The 18,682-nt window shown below is 72.9% G+C and carries 20 protein-coding genes; 10 read left to right on the top strand and 10 right to left on the bottom strand.

The window, feature by feature from the left end:
* Positions 1 to 360: 360 nt before the first annotated feature.
* Complete coding sequence (locus KBY47_RS26100) at positions 361 to 1,701, bottom strand: FAD-dependent oxidoreductase (RefSeq protein ID WP_210924895.1); 1,341 nt, start codon at positions 1,699 to 1,701, stop codon at positions 361 to 363.
* Positions 1,702 to 1,904: 203 nt separating this feature from the next.
* Between KBY47_RS26100 and KBY47_RS26095 the strand changes: the two genes are divergently transcribed.
* Entirely contained in the window at positions 1,905 to 2,381 is a 477-nt protein-coding gene (locus KBY47_RS26095) for a DUF6214 family protein (RefSeq protein ID WP_210924893.1), read from the top strand.
* Between the two features lie 27 nt (positions 2,382 to 2,408).
* Here the strand turns inward: KBY47_RS26095 and KBY47_RS26090 are convergent, their stop codons facing one another.
* On the bottom strand, positions 2,409 to 3,071 hold the full coding sequence (locus tag KBY47_RS26090) for a DUF305 domain-containing protein (RefSeq protein WP_210924891.1): 663 nt from the start codon (positions 3,069 to 3,071) through the stop codon (positions 2,409 to 2,411).
* Positions 3,072 to 3,279: 208 nt separating this feature from the next.
* On the opposite strand from KBY47_RS26090, the gene KBY47_RS26085 reads away from it, so the two are divergent.
* Positions 3,280 to 4,782, top strand: coding sequence for an LVIVD repeat-containing protein (locus KBY47_RS26085; protein ID WP_210924889.1), 1,503 nt, complete (start codon positions 3,280 to 3,282; stop codon positions 4,780 to 4,782).
* Here KBY47_RS26085 and KBY47_RS26080 read toward each other — a convergent pair.
* The 5 genes from KBY47_RS26080 to KBY47_RS26060 form a co-directional block, all read right to left on the bottom strand.
* The gene (locus tag KBY47_RS26080; protein ID WP_210924887.1) at positions 4,770 to 5,435 is read right to left on the bottom strand and encodes a TetR/AcrR family transcriptional regulator; all 666 of its coding nucleotides are present in this window, start codon (positions 5,433 to 5,435) and stop codon (positions 4,770 to 4,772) included. The genes KBY47_RS26085 and KBY47_RS26080 overlap by 13 nt on opposite strands.
* Before the next feature lie 146 nt (positions 5,436 to 5,581).
* Positions 5,582 to 6,289 carry an HAD family hydrolase gene (locus tag KBY47_RS26075; protein WP_210924885.1) on the bottom strand — a complete coding sequence of 236 codons (708 nt, stop codon included), beginning with the start codon at positions 6,287 to 6,289 and terminating at the stop codon, positions 5,582 to 5,584.
* Complete coding sequence (locus KBY47_RS26070) at positions 6,286 to 6,993, bottom strand: phosphatase PAP2 family protein (RefSeq protein ID WP_210924883.1); 708 nt, start codon at positions 6,991 to 6,993, stop codon at positions 6,286 to 6,288. Before KBY47_RS26070 ends, KBY47_RS26075 begins: the two co-directional genes overlap by 4 nt.
* Before the next feature lie 103 nt (positions 6,994 to 7,096).
* Positions 7,097 to 8,032: a M56 family metallopeptidase gene (locus KBY47_RS26065; protein ID WP_210924881.1), complete on the bottom strand. Its 936-nt coding sequence runs from the start codon at positions 8,030 to 8,032 to the stop codon at positions 7,097 to 7,099.
* A gap of 111 nt (positions 8,033 to 8,143) precedes the next feature.
* Positions 8,144 to 8,698, bottom strand: coding sequence for a DUF5134 domain-containing protein (locus KBY47_RS26060; protein ID WP_210924879.1), 555 nt, complete (start codon positions 8,696 to 8,698; stop codon positions 8,144 to 8,146).
* A gap of 160 nt (positions 8,699 to 8,858) precedes the next feature.
* On the opposite strand from KBY47_RS26060, the gene KBY47_RS26055 reads away from it, so the two are divergent.
* Together KBY47_RS26055 and KBY47_RS26050 are read left to right on the top strand one after the other, a co-directional pair.
* Positions 8,859 to 10,559 (top strand): FUSC family protein, encoded by a 1,701-nt coding sequence (locus KBY47_RS26055; protein WP_210924877.1) that lies wholly within the window; start codon positions 8,859 to 8,861, stop codon positions 10,557 to 10,559.
* On the top strand, positions 10,556 to 11,116 hold the full coding sequence (locus tag KBY47_RS26050) for a MarR family winged helix-turn-helix transcriptional regulator (protein WP_210924875.1): 561 nt from the start codon (positions 10,556 to 10,558) through the stop codon (positions 11,114 to 11,116). Before KBY47_RS26055 ends, KBY47_RS26050 begins: the two co-directional genes overlap by 4 nt.
* A gap of 60 nt (positions 11,117 to 11,176) precedes the next feature.
* Here the strand turns inward: KBY47_RS26050 and KBY47_RS26045 are convergent, their stop codons facing one another.
* Positions 11,177 to 11,941 carry a VOC family protein gene (locus tag KBY47_RS26045; protein WP_210924873.1) on the bottom strand — a complete coding sequence of 255 codons (765 nt, stop codon included), beginning with the start codon at positions 11,939 to 11,941 and terminating at the stop codon, positions 11,177 to 11,179.
* 71 nt (positions 11,942 to 12,012) lie between these two features.
* Positions 12,013 to 12,405: a VOC family protein gene (locus KBY47_RS26040; protein ID WP_210924871.1), complete on the bottom strand. Its 393-nt coding sequence runs from the start codon at positions 12,403 to 12,405 to the stop codon at positions 12,013 to 12,015.
* Positions 12,406 to 12,475: 70 nt separating this feature from the next.
* Here KBY47_RS26040 and KBY47_RS26035 point away from each other — a divergent pair, with 70 nt between their 5' ends.
* From KBY47_RS26035 to KBY47_RS26010, 6 genes are all read left to right on the top strand, one after another.
* A complete protein-coding gene (locus KBY47_RS26035; protein ID WP_210924869.1) occupies positions 12,476 to 13,027 on the top strand; it encodes a GNAT family N-acetyltransferase in 552 nt (183 codons plus the stop codon).
* A 161-nt stretch (positions 13,028 to 13,188) separates the two neighbouring features.
* A complete protein-coding gene (locus KBY47_RS26030) occupies positions 13,189 to 14,586 on the top strand; it encodes a DUF6421 family protein (protein ID WP_210924867.1) in 1,398 nt (465 codons plus the stop codon).
* Positions 14,587 to 14,633: 47 nt separating this feature from the next.
* Entirely contained in the window at positions 14,634 to 15,380 is a 747-nt protein-coding gene (locus tag KBY47_RS26025) for an SDR family oxidoreductase (RefSeq protein ID WP_210924865.1), read from the top strand.
* Positions 15,377 to 16,447 (top strand): low specificity L-threonine aldolase, encoded by a 1,071-nt coding sequence (locus KBY47_RS26020; protein ID WP_210924863.1) that lies wholly within the window; start codon positions 15,377 to 15,379, stop codon positions 16,445 to 16,447. Before KBY47_RS26025 ends, KBY47_RS26020 begins: the two co-directional genes overlap by 4 nt.
* Before the next feature lie 82 nt (positions 16,448 to 16,529).
* Positions 16,530 to 17,123 carry a transglutaminase family protein gene (locus KBY47_RS26015; RefSeq protein ID WP_210924861.1) on the top strand — a complete coding sequence of 198 codons (594 nt, stop codon included), beginning with the start codon at positions 16,530 to 16,532 and terminating at the stop codon, positions 17,121 to 17,123.
* 13 nt (positions 17,124 to 17,136) lie between these two features.
* Positions 17,137 to 17,901 carry a B3/4 domain-containing protein gene (locus KBY47_RS26010; protein WP_210924859.1) on the top strand — a complete coding sequence of 255 codons (765 nt, stop codon included), beginning with the start codon at positions 17,137 to 17,139 and terminating at the stop codon, positions 17,899 to 17,901.
* Positions 17,902 to 17,905: 4 nt separating this feature from the next.
* Here KBY47_RS26010 and KBY47_RS26005 read toward each other — a convergent pair whose 3' ends face one another.
* Positions 17,906 to 18,634, bottom strand: a complete 729-nt coding sequence (locus KBY47_RS26005; RefSeq protein ID WP_210924857.1) for a lysophospholipid acyltransferase family protein — start codon at positions 18,632 to 18,634, stop codon at positions 17,906 to 17,908.
* Between the last annotated feature and the right edge of the window lie 48 nt (positions 18,635 to 18,682).

Raw genomic sequence — 18,682 nt, 5'->3', positions numbered from 1 at the left:
CTTGCCGGGGTCAAGGCGCTCGCCCTTGCCGGGGTCAAGGCGCTCGCCCTTGCCGGGGTCAAGGCGCTCGCCCTTGCCGGGGTCAAGGCGCTCGCCCTTGCCGGGGTCAAGGCGCTCGCCCTTGCCGAGGTCAAGGCGCCCGCCCCTGCCGGGTCAACCGGCTGCCGCCCCCTTCCTGGACCGCCTCCTTCGCGCCCAGAGCCGTACCCCCAACTCCCGTCTCCGTCCCCGACTCGCCCGAACCACCCCGCGCCGCCCCGCACGAGCGCCGGAACCGCCGCGACCACCGCGCCCGCTCGGGGAAGCGGCTACGGTACGCCCCGTGCCGCCGCCCGCACCGCGCCCCGCTCGGGGAGGCGGCTACGGCACCCCCCGTGCCGCCGCCCGCAGCGACTCCCAGTCCGGCAGCTTCACCACGCCCCGCCCCAGGGACGCCCCCAGCTCCGCCTCCGCCCGCTCGATCGCCTGCCACCCGGCCCACTCGACCGGTTCGACGCCGAGTGCCCGCAGCCCGTCGACGGGGTCCCCCGGCAGCTCCTGACGCACCAGCGCGGCGGCGTCCTCCAGCAGCGAAGTCACCGTCTCCTTAGCGCACGGCCGGTTGGTGCCGATGACCCCCGTCGGCCCCCGCTTGATCCAGCCCGCCACGTACTCGCCCGGCGCCACCACGCCTGCGCGCAGCACCCGCCCCGCCGACTGCGGCACCGTGCCGCGCTCCGCGTCGAACGGCAGCCCCTCCAGGGGGACTCCGCGATAGCCGACCGACCGCAGCACCAGCTGCGCCTCGATCTCCTCGTACCGTCCCGTGCCGACCACCCCGCCCCGCCCGTCCGGCGCCGTCCGCTCGAACCGCACCGCGCCCACGCGCCCGCCGTCGGCCAGCAGCTCCACCGGCCGCAGGAAGAACCGCGCCCGGATCCGCCGCGCGGCACCCCGTGGCGCACGGTCCGCCCAGCCCCGCAGCACCTCGATGTTCCGGCGCGGCACGGCGGGCAGCGCGGCCGGGTCGGCGAACGCCGGGTCGAGCGCCAGCTCCGCCGGGTCCACGATCACCTCGGCCTCCCGCAGGGTGCCCAGCTCACGCAGCTCCTTGGTGGTGAACCGGGCGTGGGCGGGCCCGCGCCGCCCCACCATGTGGATGTCGGTCACCCGGCTCGCGGTCAGCGCGGTCAGCGCGGGCTGCGGCATGTCGGTCGGGCTCAGCTCCCCCGCGCCCCGCGCCAGGATCCGGGTGACGTCCACCGCCACGTTGCCGACGCCGATCACCACGGCGGAGCGGGCGCCGAGCACGAAGGAGTCGGCGGCGGCGTCCGGGTGGGCGCTGTACCAGGACACGAACTCGGTCGCCGAGAAGCTGCCCGGCAGCTGTTCGCCGGGGATGCCCAGATGCCGGTCGGTGGCGGCGCCCACGCAGTACACCACCGCGTGGTACAGCTCCCGCAGCCGGGCGGCGGGCACTCCGCCGGAGCCGATGTGCACCCCGCCGAGGAACCGCACCCGCTCGTGCTCCAGCACCGTACGCAGGTTGTTCTGCAACGACTTGATCTTCTCGTGGTCCGGGGCCACGCCGTACCGGACCAGCCCGTACGGACAGGGCAGCCGGTCCAGGACGTCCACGAGCACTCCGGGGTCCTGCTGCACCAGCCCCTGCGCGGTGTAGACCCCGCTCGGCCCGGACCCGACGACGGCGACTCGAAGCACTGCGGAACTCCTCACCCGGGGGATTCATCAGGAGATCGCTGATGCCTCCAGCATCCCACCAGGGGCGTTGCGCTGACAGGGTGCGCGGCCGGGGCGCGGGCGCGCGTGTCCGTTCGTATGGAATGTGATCATGCGGTTACGTTGCGTATGTGCTCGAAGCATCCTTTCTTAATCTTTCTGATCGCTGTCCGGCGGACGGCACCGTGTCCGTGCGGCCCGCGTGGGAGGTGCAGGAGGGCGCCCGCGCCACCAGGTGGTTCCAGGTGCGGCTGGCGTTCGGCGACGGGGCCGAGGTCACCGCGCTCGCGCTGGTGTCCGACGGCTGCCTCTCCATCGAGGACGTACGCGCCCAGCCCGCGCTGTCCCTCGAGGACCTCACCGTGCTCGCCGACTGGCTGGAGGAGCCGCTGTCCGAGGCGTGCGGCGCCGCGCGGCAGCCGTCGGGGGAGCGCTACGACGCCCAGGGGCCCGGCGGATCGCGGCACGCCCGGCCCGCCTGGCCGCTCGGAGTGGAGGGCCGTCGGCTGATCGCCGAGGAGTACCGGGCCGCCCAGGAGGAGGGCCTCGACCCCGTCCTCGCGGTGATGTGCGCCACCGGCCACAGCCGCCGCAGAGCGCTCCGGCTGATCGCGCAGGCGCGCGACGCGGGCTTCCTGACCGCGCGTCACGCGCGCCGCTGAGGCCCGGGGCCGCCGGACCCGGCGGTCTCAGAGCATCTTGCGCATCCGCGTGATCTCACTGGTCTGCTGGGCGATCACATCGTCCGCCATCTCCTCGACCCGGACGTTGTTGCCCTGCGCCTTCACACCCGTGGCCATGGTGATCGCACCCTCGTGATGCGTGATCATCAGCGTGAGGAAGAGCTGGTCGAAGGCCTCGCCGCGCGCCCCGCGCAGCTCCTTCAGCTGCTCCTCGGTCGCCATCCCGGGCATCGAGGAGTGGTCGTGGCCGCCGCCCGCGGCGTCCCCCTTGTCCTCCCCGTGCTCGGTGAGCCAGCCCTCCATGGCGGCGATCTCCGGGCCCTGCGCGGCGGAGATGCGGTCGGCGAGCGCGGTGAGCTTCGACGACTTGGCGCGGTCCGGGACGAGTTCGGTCATCTCCAGTGCCTGCGCGTGATGCTCGATCATCATCCTGACGTAGGACACATCCGTCGAATTGGGGCTGTCGTCGTCCGCGCGGTGCTGAGCCGCCTCCTCGGCGGACATCGTCCGGTTCTCCTCGCCGGGCTTGCCGGGCACCAGCACCGACGGCCCGCTCGCCGCGTCCGGCGCGGGCTCGGAGCCGGAGTCGCAGGCGCCGAGGGCCAGGACGGCGAGGGCGGTCAGGCAGGCCGAGGCATAACGGACGCGGCGGGCACGGCGGATGAGCACGACGACCTCCTGTGGCAGGGGTTCTCCCGGTGAGGGAGGAGCGGTTGACACCTCGTGAGTGTCGACGACCGTCCTAGCACGCTTCCGAGCCCCGTTGATCAAAAACCTTGATTACAGCTTCGTTTACCTCTTTTGATCTGACCATGTCCAGGACCATACTTCGTTGATCCGTGCACCGTTCTTCGTGAACGGAACGAGGGAGGAAGCAGTGACCCTGTCGAAAGACCCCCGAACGCGGCACAGACGCCTCGGAGTTGCCACAGCGGCCGTCGGACTCATGGCGGCCCTGCTCACCGCCCATCCGGCGATGGCCACCCCCGACCCCGGGGACGCCCCCAACGCGCGGGAAGGCGTCTCCCGCGCCACGCAGGAAGAGGTGAAGGAGGCGATCACCGAGGGCGAGATACCCGCCCAGGACGAGGTCGTCCACTCCGCCAACATCCGGCACCTGACGAACATCCCCAAGGACCTGCTGCCCGGCACCAACTCGGACCTCGCCTTCCAGGGCAAGTACGCCTTCGCCGGCAACTACGACGGGTTCCGCATCTTCGACATCAGCAACCCGAAGGCCCCGAAGACGGTCTCCCAGGTGCTGTGTCCCGGCTCCCAGAACGACATCTCCGTCTCCGGCAACCTGCTGTTCCTGTCCACCGACTCCTCGCGGAGCGACGACAGCTGCAACAGCACCACCCAGCCGGTGACCGAGAAGTCCTCGTGGGAGGGCATGAAGGTCTTCGACATCAGCGACAAGCGCAACCCGAAGTACGTCGCCGCCGTCGAGACCGCCTGCGGCTCGCACACCCACACGCTGGTGCCCGAGCGCAAGAACGTCTACGTCTACGTCTCCTCGTACTCGCCGAACGCGGCCTACCCGGACTGCCAGCCGCCGCACGACGGCATCTCCGTCATCAAGGTGCCGCGCAAGGCCCCGGAGAAGGCCGCGGTCGTCGGCTTCCCGGTGCTGTTCCCGGGTGAGGGCCCGGACGGCGGCGGCAACCCGGGCGCTCCCACCAACCCGGGCGTCTCCAAGACCACCGGTTGCCACGACATCACGGTCCTGCCCTCCGAGGACCTGGCGGCGGGCGCGTGCATGGGCGACGGCATCCTGATGTCCATCAAGGACCCGGAGCACCCGAAGGTCATCGACCAGGTCCAGGACAACGTGAACTTCGCGTTCTGGCACTCGGCGACCTTCAACCAGACCGCCAAGAAGGTCGTGTTCACCGACGAGCTGGGCGGTGGCGGCGGCGCCACCTGCAACGAGGCCATCGGTCCGAACCGCGGAGCCAACGGCATCTACGACATCGTCGGCAAGGGCGAGAAGAGCAAGCTGGTCTTCCGCAGCTACTACAAGATCCCGCGGCACCAGGCCGACACCGAGAACTGTGTCGCCCACAACGGCTCGCTGATCCCGGTCAAGGGCAAGGACCTGATGGTCCAGGCCTGGTACCAGGGCGGCGTCTCCGTCTGGGAGTTCACCGACTCGGCCAAGCCCAAGGAGATCGCCTACTTCGAGCGCGGCCCGCTCAGCACCAGCGCGCTGGTCACGGGCGGCTCCTGGTCGGCGTACTACTACAACGGATACATCTACTCGAACGACATCGCCAAGGGCTTCGACGTGCTGAAGATCGACGACCGGCGCACGGACCCGGCGAAGAAGATCCGGCTGGGCGAGCTGAACGTCCAGACGCAGCCGGACTACTTCGACTGATCGTCACCCGTCGCGAAGAACCGTGACAGGTCCTCGCGGGCTGCCCCGCCGGGCGCCTCGGCGTCCGGCGGGGTTCCCAGCCGCCAGTCCAGCCGGTAGCGCTTGAACAGCTCGGCGCGCAGCGGCCGTACCGGCATCCCGACGTTCGGCAGCACCATCGCGTAGACCGCGCCCATCAGCAGGGCGCGCAGCATCGGATAGTCGGCGTCGACGTCGTGCGAACCGTGCCGGGCGACGGTGTCCCGCAACAGCTCCGCCAGCCGCTGCTGCTCGGGGCACTGCACGAAACCCTCGGCCTGGAGCAGCCCCGCCATGTGCTGGCGCATCAGCACCGGCCGGTTCCGGGCCAGCCCCAGGATCGCGTCGATGGTCCGCGCCATCCGCTCCCGCCCGTCGTCGGTGCGGGGCTCGCGCTCCAGCGCCTCCTCCAGCGTGCGGTGCATCAGCCGGTGCACGGCCGACTGCACCAACTGGCGCTTGCCGGGGAAGTAGTACGACACCAGTCCGCGGGCCGATCCCGCCCGGTCGGCGATGTCCGCGAGCGTCGTGGCCTCGTAGCCGCGCTCGGCCACCACCTCGACGGCCGCTTGCAGGAGCCGCTCCCGCGAACGCCGCCGCAACTCTTCATTGACCGCGGGGCTGCGAGGGGACATGCTGGACTCCGACGTTGACTGGCTGCCAGCCAACTATACTCAGGGCGTCCGGTCCGGCCCGTGGGGCCTGGCCGGTACGGGCCGTCCGCTCTGGGCGACGCGGGGGATCGTCCAGAGCGGACCGGCATCCGAGGATGTGTTCGGTCCTAGGGCCGCGGGCCCACGCCGTCCACCAGGTCCAGCACCGGGCGCAGCCCGGCGGGCCGTTCGGTGACCGGCAGGTGGTCGACGAAGTGCACCGCGCAGCCCAGCGCCGCCGCGCCGCCGTCCGCCCGGCGGTCGTCGCCCACCATCAGCGTCCGCCGCGGCTCGGCCCCGAGCGCCGCGCAGGCCTTCTCGAACAGCCGCGGGTCGGGTTTGCGGATGCCGTGCTCGTATGACAGGACGTAGGCGTCGATCCAGGTGTCCAGGCCGTGCTCACGGAACACCGGCCGCAGGTCCCACCCGATGTTGCTGACCACCCCGACCCTGATCCCCCGCCCGCGCAGCCCGGCGAGCACTTCGGCGGCGTCGGGATACGGCGTCCAGGCGGCGGGCGCCAGATGGCGGTCGTAGAGCAGCTCGTGGACCCTCGGGTCGGGCAGCGGCACCCGGCGGGAGAGGCCGGTGTACGCGGCGCGGTGCAGGTCGGGGCTCTCGTCCCGGACCTCCCACACCTCGGCGACCTCGTCGGGCAGCCGCGCCGGGAACGCCCCTCCCGGCAGCGCGCCCGCCTCCTCCAGCGCCCGCGCGGTGGCGGCCGACTCGGCCTCGGGCAGGGTGATCCCGGTGTGGGACAGCGCGGCCCGCAGCCAGGACTCGGCGGACTCGATCCGGAACAGGGTGCCGGAGAAGTCGAACAGCACGGCGGTCATGCCGTGATCCTGGGGTTCCGCTGGGGCTCGGCAGGCGTCTCCACCCGCTGGTGGACGGTCACGGCCGCCGCCACCACCAGCGCCCCGACCAGCCAGCCGCCGACCACGTCCGTGAACCAGTGCACGCCCAGCCACACCCGGGTCAGCCCGACGCCGATCACCGACACCAGGGCCAGGGCGAGCGCCGCACGCCACAGGGCGCGGTCGACGCCGTGCCGGTGCAGCAGCCACAGCAGCAGCCCGCACACCACCGTCGCCGTCATGGCGTGCCCGGACGGGAAGGCAGCGTAGTGGGCGGAGTCCACCGGGTCGGGCCAGACCGGGCGGGCCCGGCCGACCGCGGCCTTCAGGGACTGCTGCACCACGGTGCCCAGCGCCACGGCCGCCAGCAGCCAGCCCGCCGTCCACCGCGTCGAGCGCCGCCAGGCCAGCCAGATCACCACGGCCCCGACGAGGAGGCGCATCGTGTTGGGGTCCCAGACCCAGTCGGTGAGGATGCGGCACGCCTGGGTGAGGTTCGGGTCCTGGACGGCCCAGCGGTGCGTGGTGCGGGCGATGCCGTCGTCGAGGGCGACCAGCGGCCGCCATTCCAGGGCGACGAGGACCAGCAGGGTCAGCGAGCACCCGGCGAGAACGAGCGTCACACGGATGGTGGCACGCGGGTCCGGCGGGCGGGGCGGGGGTTCGACGGGCGCGTTGTGCATGGTGCGATCCTCGCCGACCCGAGGGGCGTGACACCAACTCCGCGGCGGGACACGGCCGGATCTTGTCCCTGGGGGAGCGGAGGGCGGTGGTGCGGGGGCGCGGTCAGCCCAGTGCGCGCAACCCCGGTCCGAAGGCCACCAGCACCGGGATCACCGGCACCAGCGCCGCCGTCGCCGTCAGCCCGAGCCGACGGGCCGCGGTGAGCCGGTCCGGGGGCGTGAGCAGGCGGTGCACCCGCTGCGGGACCTGCGCGTGCGGGGTGGGACAGGGGCCGAACGTGCCCCGGTCCTCGTTGAGCCCGACGAGCGCCAGCGCCGTGGTGAGGCGGCCGAAGCGCCGGGAGGCCACGTCGTCGGCGGCGAGTTCGACCAGCCGGTGCATCTGGTCCCGGAACGCGGCGAACACCGGCACCTGCGGGAAGCCTTCCGCGAGCGCCGACGAGCAGTGCAGCAGCCAGTCGTGGCGGGCCTGCGCGTGGCCCTCCTCGTGGGCCAGCAGGGCGTCCAGCTGACGGCCCTTCAGCCGGCGCAGCGCGGCGGTCGTGACGACCAGCCGCGGGGCCGTCCCCGGCAGCCACCAGGCGTCGGGACGCTCGCCCTCCAGCACCACCAGACGGCCCTCACCGGGCTGTTCGCCGGGCAACAGCGGCGCCCGTACGAGGAGTTCGGCCCGGCGGAGCCGACGCCGCGCGCGGGCCCGCAGCACCTCACGGACCAGCATGGCCGCGCTCCACGCCCCGCCGCAGGCCAGCGCCACCGCGGTCGCCGCGGCCCAGGGCCCGGCAGCGCCGAGCGCGTACGCCTCCACCACCGCGGTCGGGGCCGGAGCGAAGACCTGGCCGCGCACCGCCTGCCAGGCGGCCGCCGCGCTGAGGGTCATCGACAGCGCGCAGCACAGCAGCACGGCGGCCACCACGCACTGCCAGGCCCACAGGGCGACCACCGGTTCGCGGTCCTGCCAGTCGGCCCGGGCGAGCAGCCTGGGGGCGGCGACGGCGGTCAGCGCGCCGAGCAGCAGCAGTGCCGCGGGGACCATCATGGGAACCAGCCTAGGAGCGCGGGCCCCGCCAGGGACGGTCCTCGGCGGCAAAGTGACACAGACCACGGTTTCGTCCACCGGTCCGGCGCCCACCGGTCCGGTCCGCGCCGCTCACATGGTGAGCAGCATGGCGACCATCGCGATCCCCATCGCCAGCCTGCACACCCGCGCCAGCTCCGGCCGGTCCGCCCACCCGGTGGCCGGCGGGCCGCCCGCCACGGCGGGCACGGGTACCAGCCGGACGCCGGACAGCAGGACGTACCCGGTGAAGTAGAGCAGCAGCGCGCCGGTCAGCGCGGGCAGGCCGCTGCCGCCCGGGCCGTGCCCGGTCGCGTGCGTGGGGGAGCCCGCCATCACCGCCGCCATGTAGACCATGGCCGCCGCGCCCACCAGATGGTGCAGATGACGGGCGTCGTGACGTGCCGTCCACAGGGCGTGCAGCGCCGCCGCCCCGAACACCGCCGTGTAGAGCGGCCACACCCAGCCCGGCGGGTCGAACACCGTCGCGGGCACCGCCATCGCGGCCATGCCGAACCCCATCAGCGCCTCACCGCCGGCGGAGCGGCGCTGCTCCTCGACGGCGCTGCGCATCCGCAGCAGGCAGTAGGCGCCCGCAGCCGCGCAGAGCGCGACCAGGAGCCAGCCGGGCGGAACCGGTCCGTGCACGCACACCTCCCGCGTCGACGGTCACCCGCAGTCGGGCATGCCCGTGCCGTGCGGCGCGCACGCGAGCGCAGGGATGTACGGGGGGAGCGTTCGGCGGAGCGCGCCGCGAGGGATGTGGGGAGGCAAGATTTACAAGTAAAACACCTGCTAACATTTCTCCATGCGCGGTACGACGACCCCCGCCCCCCGACCGCCCCGCCTCCCCCTCGCCGGTGTGCTGCGCCTCGGCCGCCCCTCCGCCATCTGGTTCAAGCCGGCCCTGAGCGTGGTGGCCGCCGTGGCCCCGCCGAACCTGGTCCTGCTCGCCCTCGGCCACCTCGACCTGGCGACGTACACCATGGCCGGATCGCTGTGCGCCCTGTACGCCCACAACCGCCCGTACGCCGCCCGCGCCCGCACCCTCGCCCTGGTCGTCCTCGGCATGCTGGGCGGTCTCGCCGCCGCCCTGCTCACCGCCGCGCTCACCGACGACGCGGTCGTCCTGGTCGCCGTGGGCGCCCTGCTGGCCACCGTGCAGAAGGCGCTCAGCGACGCCACCCGGCTGGGCCCGCCCGGCAACGTCGTCCTCACCTTCGTCAGCTCCGCCGCGCTGTTCGCGCCCCAGACCGCCGCCCAGATCCCCGGCCATCTGGCCCTGGCCGCGGCGGCGGGCGCCTGGGCCTGGCTGGTCGGCATGGCACCCGGACTGCTCCGCCCGCACGGCCCCGAGCGGCGCGCCACCGCCGCCGCCCTCCACGCGGCCGCCGCCCACGCAGCCACCCGCGGCACCGCACCGGGCCACGCCCGCACGCGTGCCGCCGCGGCCACCGCCGTCCAGGCCGCCTGGGGGACCGTGCTGTCCGCCAGCGCGCCCTCCGCGACCCGGCGCGCCCTGGAACACCTCGTCGTCCGCGCCGAGGTGGCCCTCGCCGCGCCCGCCGACACCGACCCGGAGCGGCTGCGCGCATGGGCCCGCGACCTGTGCGGCACCGGACCGGTCCCGAGGCCGCACCCGAGCGCGGGCGCCACCGCCGAACTCCTCGGCGCCGCCCCCGAACGCGCCGCCGCGCCCCGCCCCCTGACGGCCCGCCTCGGAGCGCTCACCCCCGTGGCCGCCCGCACCGCCCTCGGCTGCGCCCTGGCCGGATACGCGTCCCTCGCGCTCGGTATCGGCCGCCCCTACTGGGCCCTGGTGACGGCTGCCGCCCTCTACCAGGCAAACCTCACCCTGACCTGGAGCCGCTGTGTGCAGCGCGTGGTCGGCAACCTCGCGGGTGTGCTGCTGTTCGCCGTCATCGCACCGGTGGCCCATCTGGGCGGGGCGGCGCTGGTCCTGTGCTGTCTCGCCCTGAACTTCGGCGCCGAGGCGCTGATCAGCCGCAACTACTGGCTCGGCAGCGTGTGTGTGACCCCGATGGCGCTGCTCATCACCGAGTTCACCGGTTTCCACGACCCGGGTGAGCTGATCACCGAGCGGATCGTGGACACCCTGGTCGGGGCGCTGGTCGGCCTCGGCGCCGCCGTCGCCGTGACCGACCGCCGCGCGGGCGACCGCGTGGAGCGCTCCCTGGCCCGGGCCGAGCGCGCCCGGGAACGCGCCGCCCGCCTGCTGGCCGCACCCGCCCCCGGCCCCGCCGCCCTGGAAGCGGCCCGCCGCGAACTCGCCGCCGCGCTGGCCGAACTGCGGGCCACGGCCGACGTCGCGTCCGGCGAGTGGTGGCAGCGGGCCCTGCCCCAGGAGCGGGTCGTCCGCGCCGAGCAGGCCGGACACCGTACGCTCGCCGATACGGTACGACGCCAGGGACTGCTCCCGGACCGGGCCCGGGAGGCGACCGGTGCGCCGGAGGGCGACGGCACGGAGACGGAGGACGCACGGGCATGACGGGGACGAACGGACGGCCGACGGGCGGCGGCGCGGGCGGCCGCACGGCGACGGGCGACACGGTCGCGGCCGTCGTACGGCAGTGGCGAGCCGTCCACCCCGACCTCGACACCGGCCCCATGGAGATCATCGGCCGGGTCAACCGCTGTGCCGCCCTCCTCCAGCAGGCCGAGGACGCCCCGCTGCGCCGGGCCGGACTCAGCCGCCCCGAGTTCGACCTGCTCGGCGCGCTGCGCCGCACCGGCCATGAACTCACCCCCGGGGAACTGGCCCGCGAGACCTTCTCCTCCGGCGCGGCCGTCACCAAGCGCCTCAAGCAGCTCACCGAGCGCGGCCTGGTGGAACGGCGCGGCGACACCCGTGACCGGCGGGTCGCCCATGTGCGGCTCACGGACGCCGGACGCGCCCTCGTCGACGGGATCCTGCCGGAGCAGCTGGCCTACGAGACGGCGGTGCTGTCCGGGCTGGGGCTGTCCCAGCAGGGCGAGCTGGCGGCGCTGCTGGGCGAACTGCTGGGACAGCTGGAGGGCAGGCTGGGCGGCCCGCCCCGCCCTTGAGCCTCGGGGTCCGCCCCGCCTTTGAGGCCTCAGTGGCCCGCCCCGGGCCCCTGAACCGCCTCAGAACCCGGAGCCGGACCGGTAGACGCCGAACATCGCCCCCTGCGGGTCCCGCAGCACCGCGATCCGCGGCCCGTCGGGCAACGACGTCGGGTCCATCAGCGCGGCGCCGCCCGCCCGGACGGTCACGGCGTTGGCGTCGTCCACGTCCTCGACGGCGAAGTACGGCAGCCAGTGCGGCGGCACCTCCGGCGGGAACTTCTCGTCCATCGTCACCATGCCGCCGAAGTCCGCGCCGTCGACGCCCCACTGGTTGTAGTTCCGGGAGGCGTGCACGGTCCAGCCGAACACCGTCGTGTAGAAGTCGGTGGCGCGGGCCGGGTCCCGGGTCAGCAGCTCCACCCAGCCGAGCGAGCCGGGCGCGTTGAACACCCCGGCCCCGGCGAAGGTGCGCGCCTGCCACATCTGGAAGGCCGCGCCGCCCGGGTCGACGGCCACCGCGAACCGCCCCAGGTCGAACACGTCCGTCGGCCCGAACACCGGCGCGCCGCCGCACGCGGTCACCCGCGCCACGGCGGCGTCCGCGTCGGGCACGGCGAACGACACGTTCCAGGCGACGGGCTGCTCCTCCTGGTACAGCGGGGCCAGCGCGGCGACCGGGGCGTCCCCGAGGTGCGCGACGGTGTACCCGCCCGCCTCCTGCCGGGGATCGGTCTCGGCCCGCCACCCGAACAGCCCTTCGTAGAACCGCCGGGCTCCCGCCACGTCGCTCGTCCCCAGCTCCGCCCAGCAGGGCCCTCCGGTCACCGGCCTGTCGAGCTTCATGCCATTCCTCTCCCAGCGGGCGCCCCCTCCAGCACGCTAAGGCCGGGCCTGCCGCCCGGCCAGCGGGCGCCTCAGATCCCCGGGCGGTAGCGCAGCGGATGGTCGGCGGGTACCTCCACCAGCACGATGGGCACGCCGTCCGGGTCCTCGATCCACATCTCGATCAGGCCCCACGGCTCGCGCACCGGCGCCCGCACGACGGTGACGCCCGCCCCGCGCAGTTCGTCGTGGGCCGCCGCGGCGTCGGGGACCTGGAGCCAGAGGCGGGTGGCGGGGGACGGGGGCACGTCGGAGCGGCCGGAGAGTTCCAGGAAGCCGCCGCCGAGGAAGTAGACGGTGCCGCGGTCCGGGCCGGTGCCGAACTCGCGGTAGACGGGGAGGGCCAGCTGACCGCCGTAGAAGGCGCGGGAGCGTTCGGGGTCCGTGGGGCGCAGCAGGAAGCGGCTGCTCAGTACGTGCACCATGCGGCGGAGCCTAACGGCGGGGTTAGGCTCGTCCCGGTCCGAGCCGCGCCGAGATCCGGGGACGTATCGCATGAACACCGCCGCCACCGCCACCACCACACTGAGCTTCCGTGATGCCACCGTCGAGGACGTGGACACCCTGGTCACGCTGATCGAGTCGGCGTACCGGGGGGATTCCAGCCGGGCCGGGTGGACGACCGAGGCGGACATCCTGCACGGGCAGCGGACCGATCCCGAGGGCGTGCTGGAGGTCGTGCGCTCCTCCGCCAGCAGATTGCTGACCGTGGAGCGGGACGGTGCCGTCGTCGCCTGCTGCCAGCTGGAGCGCCGCGGTGAGCACGCCTACTTCGGCATGTTCGCGGTCAGCCCCACGCTCCAGGGCGGCGGGGTCGGCAAGGCGGTCATGGCCGAGGCGGAGCGGCTGGTGCGCGAGGAGTGGGGCGCGAAGGAGATGCACATGACGGTGATCTCCGTACGCGAGGACCTCATCGCCTGGTACGAGCGCCGCGGCTACCGCCGTACGGGCCGGACGACCCCGTTCCCGTACGGCGACGAACGGTTCGGCGTCCCGCAGCGCGACGACCTCGAGTTCGAGCTGCTGATCAAGGAGCTGCATGCGTAGCCCAGTTGTGGGTAGAAGTCGTTGCGCCAAGACTGGCTGACAGGAAAACGTGCGGTGAAAGCGGGGTGTGAGCAGGAGGATTTCCGTTCGCTCGTCTTGCTGGAGGGAACCTGATGTGTATACGGTTTCCGCACGCAAGGTTCTCCAGCGGAGGATGGGACATGACGGAAATTCTTGTGCAGGTGGCGACGGAGGGCCGGGTTCCTCCCGCGGACAGGGTGGTGGAGCACCCGGCGTGGCCCGTGCTCAAGGATGCCGTGGAGCAGATCCGGCCATGGCAGTCCAAGGACGGATCGATCGACTTCGAGGCAGCGGGCGCACCGGCCCGCGCGGACGCCGAGGCCGTCGTACGCCGGATCACCGACGCCGTGGAGACGCTCTCCCCGCTGCTCCCGCACGACGCCGCCTACCACGCGGCCCTCGTCGCGGACCTGCGCGCCTGGGCCGAGGGCGGCTTCGCCGTGCCCGACTTCCTGGACTCGCTGCTGGCCTTCCAGCCCGCCGCCGACCGCCGGGACGGCCTCCAGCACCTGGTCGTGTTCCCGATGTACACCCAGAACGGCAACCCGGACCGCAACCTCGAGGCGGTCGTGCTGCGCATGGTCTGGCCCGAGTGGCTCGCCGAGCTGGAGCGCACCCGCTACGACAACCCGCTCTTCTGCGGCATCACCTTCGAGGACTTCACGGCCGGGTACGACACCAACTCCGCCGTCCTCTTCCCCGAGACCATCGCCGTGCGCGAGGCCCCGGAGCGCTTCACCTGGGGCGGCATCTTCTGCGACCGTGAGGCCGCCCGCTTCCGCCGGGTCACCGAGGCCGCCGTCGGCCTGCTCGGCCTCGAGCTGCCCGAGGACATCGCCGCCATGGTCCACGACCAGAAGCGCTGCGAGGAGGCCTTCGTGCTGTGGGACATGGTCCACGACCGCACCCACAGCCACGGCGACCTGCCCTTCGACCCCTTCATGATCAAGCAGCGGCAGCCGTTCTGGATGTACGGCCTGGAGGAGCTGCGCTGCGACCTCACCGCCTTCAAGGAGGCCGTGAAGCTGGCCGACGAGGGTGTCCCGCAGGCCCGTGACGTGCAGTACGCGGTGCTGTTCGACCGCATGTTCCGCTTCCCGGTCACCGGCGAGCGCACCCGCAACTACGACGGCCTCGGCGGCCAGCTGCTCTTCGCCTACCTGCACAAGCACGACGTCGTCCGCTGGACCGACAACAAGCTGTCCATCGACTGGCAGCGCGCCCCGCAGATCACCAACCAGCTCTGCGCCGAGATCGAGAAGCTCTACCGCGACGGCATCGACCGGCCGAAGCTGGTCCACTGGTTCGCCGGGTACGAGCTGGTCTCCACCTACCTCGCCCCGCACCCCGGCTCCAAGTGGGCCAAGGGCCCGGACGCCCTGGACCTGACCCAGCCGCCCCGCAAGCTCGTCGACGACGTGCTTCCGGACGAGTTTCCGCTGAGCATGTTCTACGAGGCGCTGTCCAAGAAGCTCAAGAACGTGATTGCCTCGACCCGGGGCATCCGGGCGGACCGCGCCGAGCGGGCCGCCGCGTGAGCGACGGTACGCGCACCACGGCTCGGACGGCTCAGGAGGCGAGGACCATGGGGAACGGGGCGCTCAACGGTGCGGTGATCGCGGTCGCCGGTGCGGGCGGGCCCGCCGGGCGGGCGGCGCTGCGCCGGCTCGCCGAGGCGGGCGCGACCGTCGTCGGCGCGGACAACGACCCGGAGCGGCTCGCGGAGGCCGTGGACGCCGCGCGCTACGCGCACGGCGGCGCCACCGTCACCGGCGAGACCGTCGATCTGCTCGACCTCGACTCCACCCGCGACTGGGCCAACCGCACCGAGAAGGAGTTCGGCCGGATCGACGGCCTGGTCCACCTCGTCGGCGGGTGGCGGGGCAGCGAGACCTTCGTCAAGACCAGGCTCGACGACTGGGACTTCCTGGAGCTGCTGCTGATCCGCACGGTGCAGCACACCTCGCTCGCCTTCTACGAGGGCCTCCAGCGCAGCGAGCGCGGCCGGTACGTGCTGATCAGCGCCGCGGGCGCGACCAGGCCGACGGCGGGCAACGCCTCGTACGCCGCCGCCAAGGCCGCGGCCGAGGCCTGGACGCTCGCGCTGGCCGACGCCTTCCGCAAGGCGGGGGGCGCCGAGGGTCCGACCTCGGCGGCTGCGATCCTGGTGGTGAAGGCGTTGGTGCACGACGCGATGCGCGCCGAGCGCCCCAACGCGAAGTTCGCGGGCTTCACGGACGTCGAGGATCTCGCCGAGGCCGTCGTCGGTGTCTGGGACCGGCCCGCCGCGGAAGTGAACGGACACCGTCTGTGGCTCACCGAGAAGCCGTGAACCCTGCGAAGACCGACGCGCGTCGCCATCACGACCCCGAGGTCCGCGGTTTCGCCAGCGACAACTACGCCGGGGCCCACCCGGAGGTGCTCGCCGCCCTGGCCCTGGCCAACGGCGGGCACCAGGTCGCCTACGGCGAGGACGACTACACCCACAACCTCCAGCGGATCGTCCGCAGCCACTTCGGCGCCACCGCCGAGGCGTTCCCGGTCTTCAACGGCACGGGGGCGAACGTCGTCGCGCTCCAGGCGGTCACCGACCGCTGGGGCGCCGTGATCTGCGCCGAGAGCGCGCACATCAACGTCGACGAGGGCGGCGCGCCGGAGCGCATGGGCGGGCTGAAGCTGCTCACCGTGCCCACCCCGGACGGCAAGCTCACCCCCGAGCTGATCGACCGGCAGGCGTACGGCTGGGAGGACGAGCACCGGGCTATGCCCCAGGTCGTCTCGATCACCCAGAGCACCGAGCTGGGCACGCTGTACACCCCGGAGGAGATCCGGGCGATCTGCGACCACGCCCACGCGCACGGCATGAAGGTCCACCTGGACGGCTCCCGGATAGCCAACGCGGCCGCCGCGCTGGACGTCCCCATGCGGACCTTCACCAACGCGGTCGGCGTGGACATCCTCTCCCTGGGCGGCACCAAGAACGGCGCCCTGTTCGGCGAGGCCGTCGTGGTCATCAACCAGGACGCCGTCCGGCACATGAAGCACCTGCGCAAGCTGTCCATGCAGCTCGCCTCCAAGATGCGGTTCGTGTCCGTGCAACTGGAGGCGCTGCTGGCGAAGGACCTGTGGCTGCGCAACGCCCGGCACTCCAACGAGATGGCGCAGCGCCTCGCCGAGGGCGTGCGGGCCGTGCACGGGGTGGAGATCCTCTACCCGGTGCAGGCCAACGCGGTCTTCGCCCGCCTCCCGCACGACGTGAGCGAGCGGTTGCAGAAGCGGTTCCGCTTCTATTTCTGGGACGAGGCCGCGGGGGACGTCCGCTGGATGTGCGCCTTCGACACCACCGAGGACGACGTGGACGCCTTCGTCGCCGCGCTCAAGGAGGAGATGGCGCGCTAGACAGACTGGAGTGCCGCATAAGTATGCGGTCACCCGGAAAGTCATTGACTCCCGGGTGATCGCATACCTATGCTCTGCGGGCATGCAGCTGATCCAGAACACCCCCGACCTGTCGGCGTATCTCGTGGCCGACGAGGTCATCGACCACGAGCACCCGATGGTGCGGGAGACGGCCGCCCGACTGGCCAGGGGTGCCAGCGACTCGTATGCCTATGTGCAGTCCGCCTATGAGTTCGTCCGTGACGCCATCCCGCACTCCGACGACTCCGGCGACCCGCGCGTCACCTGGCGCGCCTCGGACGTGCTCACCCGGCGCACCGGCGTCTGCCACGCCAAGGCGCACGCGCTCGCCGCGCTGCTGCGCGCCGAGGACATCCCCGCCGCGCTCTGCTACCAGCGGCTCGCCCTGGACGGCGGCGCCGGGTACGGCGTGCACGGACTGGTCGCGGTGCGGTTCCGCGGCGCCTGGCACCGGCAGGACCCGCGCGGCAACAAACCCGGCGTGGACGCCCGGTTCTCCCTGGACGGGGAACGCCTGGCCTGGACCCCCGACCCGGAGTCCAGTGAGGTGGACTATCCGGTACTGTACGCTGAACCACACCCGGTTGTGCTCAGCGTCCTCAAGGCCGCCACCGACCGGTCGCAGCTGGGGAAGACACTCCCCACCGCACTCTGAGGCAAGGCGGACCATGACTCTCACGCTGACCGTGTCCGACGAGGTACGCGCCCTCGCGCCCGGCTTCACCCCCGTCGTCGTGGAGGCGCACGGCCTGACCAACGGGCCCAGCACGGAAGCGAGTTCGACGCTCCTCGACGACGCCGCCCGCAGGCTCGCCGCCCGCCTGGCCGGGCGCGCCCCGCACGAGGACCCGCACATGGCCGCCTGGCGCGCCCCGCACGAGGACCCGCACATGGCCGCCTGGCGCGCCCCGCACGAGGACCCGCACATGGCCGCCTGGCGCGCCGTCTACACCGCCTTCGGCTCCAAGCCCTCCCGCACCCGCAACTCCGCGGAGGCGCTGGCCAAACGGGCACTGTCGGACGCCGGACTGCCCCGGATCAACGCGCTGGTCGACCTCTACAACGCGATCAGCGTCGCCCATCTGATCCCCGTCGGCGGCGAGGACATCGACCGCATCAAGGGCGGCATGCGTCTGGTGCGCGCCACTGGGGACGAGGACTTCATCACCGTGGCGGGCGGCGCCGAGGCCGTGGAACACCCCGACGCCGGTGAGGTGGTGTGGCGCGACGACCTCGGTGTGACCTGCCGCCGCTGGAACTGGCGGCAGGGGCCGCGCACCCGACTCACCGAGGACACCGTCTCCGGCGTCTTCCTGCTGGAGGGCCTTCACCCGGTGCCGGTCGCCGACATCGAGGCGGCCGCCGTCGAACTCGCGGAACTGCTGGAGAAGTTCAGCCCCGGCGCCGACGTGACCGTCCGCGCGGGAGGCTGATGCCTCAGCTGGCCTCGGCCGCGCGGATCTGCTCCGGGGTGGGCGCCGTGCCACCGAGGTGGGCGGGCAGCCACCAGGAGTCCTCCGCGCCCTTGGGGCGGGCCGGATAGGCGCGTTGCGCGGCGTCGAGCAGCTCCTGCACCCGCTCGCGCAGCCGCCGTGTGATCGCGCCGGCGTACTGGTCACGGGAGGCCTCGATCGCCTCCCCGACCCGGATGGTGACCGGGATGTGGCTGCGCCTGAAGTTGCGCGGGTGGCCCTTGGTCCACAGCCGCTGGGTGCCCCACACCGCCATCGGGACCAGCGGCACGCCCGCCTCCTGGGCCAGGCGCGCGGCGCCCGACTTGAAGCTCTTCAGCGTGAACGACTGCGAGATCGTGGCCTCCGGGAAGACCCCGATGACCTCACCGGAGCGCAGCGAGGCCAGCGCGTGCGCGTAGGCGGCCTCGCCCTGCTCGCGGTCCACGGGGATGTGCTTCATGCCGCGCATCAACGGGCCGGAGACCTTGTGCCGGAAGACGGAGTCCTTCGCCATGAAGCGCACCAGGCGCTTCTGCGGGAGCGCGGCGAGACCGTTGAAGATGAAGTCCAGGTAGCTGATGTGATTGCTCACCAGCACAGCGCCGCCCGAGCGCGGGATGTTCTCCGAACCCTTGCAGTCGATCTTCAAGTCCCACGCCTTGAACATCGTGAGGGCGAGACCGATGACGGGACGGTAGACAAGCTCTGCCATGGACGGTGTTGACCCTTCCTTCTCCGCCCGGGAAGAGGCTCCCGGCGG

Origin of the sequence: Streptomyces sp. B93 (genome assembly GCF_018070565.1) — a bacterium.
GTDB lineage: Bacteria > Actinomycetota > Actinomycetes > Streptomycetales > Streptomycetaceae > Streptomyces.
The sequence above is the reverse complement of the archived record's forward strand: the minus strand, read 5'-3'. Positions and strand labels throughout refer to the sequence as shown.

What these genes read in the sequence shown, in the direction of transcription:
- KBY47_RS26015 (WP_210924861.1), top strand. Translation starts at nt 16,530, where the DNA reads ATGCAGCTGATCCAGAACACCCCCGACCTGTCGGCGTATCTCGTGGCC.
- KBY47_RS26010 (WP_210924859.1), top strand. Translation starts at nt 17,137, where the DNA reads ATGACTCTCACGCTGACCGTGTCCGACGAGGTACGCGCCCTCGCGCCC.
- KBY47_RS26075 (WP_210924885.1), bottom strand. Translation starts at nt 6,289, where the DNA reads ATGACCGCCGTGCTGTTCGACTTCTCCGGCACCCTGTTCCGGATCGAG.
- KBY47_RS26055 (WP_210924877.1), top strand. Translation starts at nt 8,859, where the DNA reads ATGCGCGGTACGACGACCCCCGCCCCCCGACCGCCCCGCCTCCCCCTC.
- KBY47_RS26040 (WP_210924871.1), bottom strand. Translation starts at nt 12,405, where the DNA reads ATGGTGCACGTACTGAGCAGCCGCTTCCTGCTGCGCCCCACGGACCCC.
- KBY47_RS26005 (WP_210924857.1), bottom strand. Translation starts at nt 18,634, where the DNA reads ATGGCAGAGCTTGTCTACCGTCCCGTCATCGGTCTCGCCCTCACGATG.
- KBY47_RS26025 (WP_210924865.1), top strand. Translation starts at nt 14,634, where the DNA reads ATGGGGAACGGGGCGCTCAACGGTGCGGTGATCGCGGTCGCCGGTGCG.
- KBY47_RS26065 (WP_210924881.1), bottom strand. Translation starts at nt 8,032, where the DNA reads ATGATGGTCCCCGCGGCACTGCTGCTGCTCGGCGCGCTGACCGCCGTC.
- KBY47_RS26030 (WP_210924867.1), top strand. Translation starts at nt 13,189, where the DNA reads ATGACGGAAATTCTTGTGCAGGTGGCGACGGAGGGCCGGGTTCCTCCC.
- KBY47_RS26045 (WP_210924873.1), bottom strand. Translation starts at nt 11,941, where the DNA reads ATGAAGCTCGACAGGCCGGTGACCGGAGGGCCCTGCTGGGCGGAGCTG.
- KBY47_RS26050 (WP_210924875.1), top strand. Translation starts at nt 10,556, where the DNA reads ATGACGGGGACGAACGGACGGCCGACGGGCGGCGGCGCGGGCGGCCGC.
- KBY47_RS26035 (WP_210924869.1), top strand. Translation starts at nt 12,476, where the DNA reads ATGAACACCGCCGCCACCGCCACCACCACACTGAGCTTCCGTGATGCC.
- KBY47_RS26070 (WP_210924883.1), bottom strand. Translation starts at nt 6,993, where the DNA reads ATGCACAACGCGCCCGTCGAACCCCCGCCCCGCCCGCCGGACCCGCGT.
- KBY47_RS26080 (WP_210924887.1), bottom strand. Translation starts at nt 5,435, where the DNA reads ATGTCCCCTCGCAGCCCCGCGGTCAATGAAGAGTTGCGGCGGCGTTCG.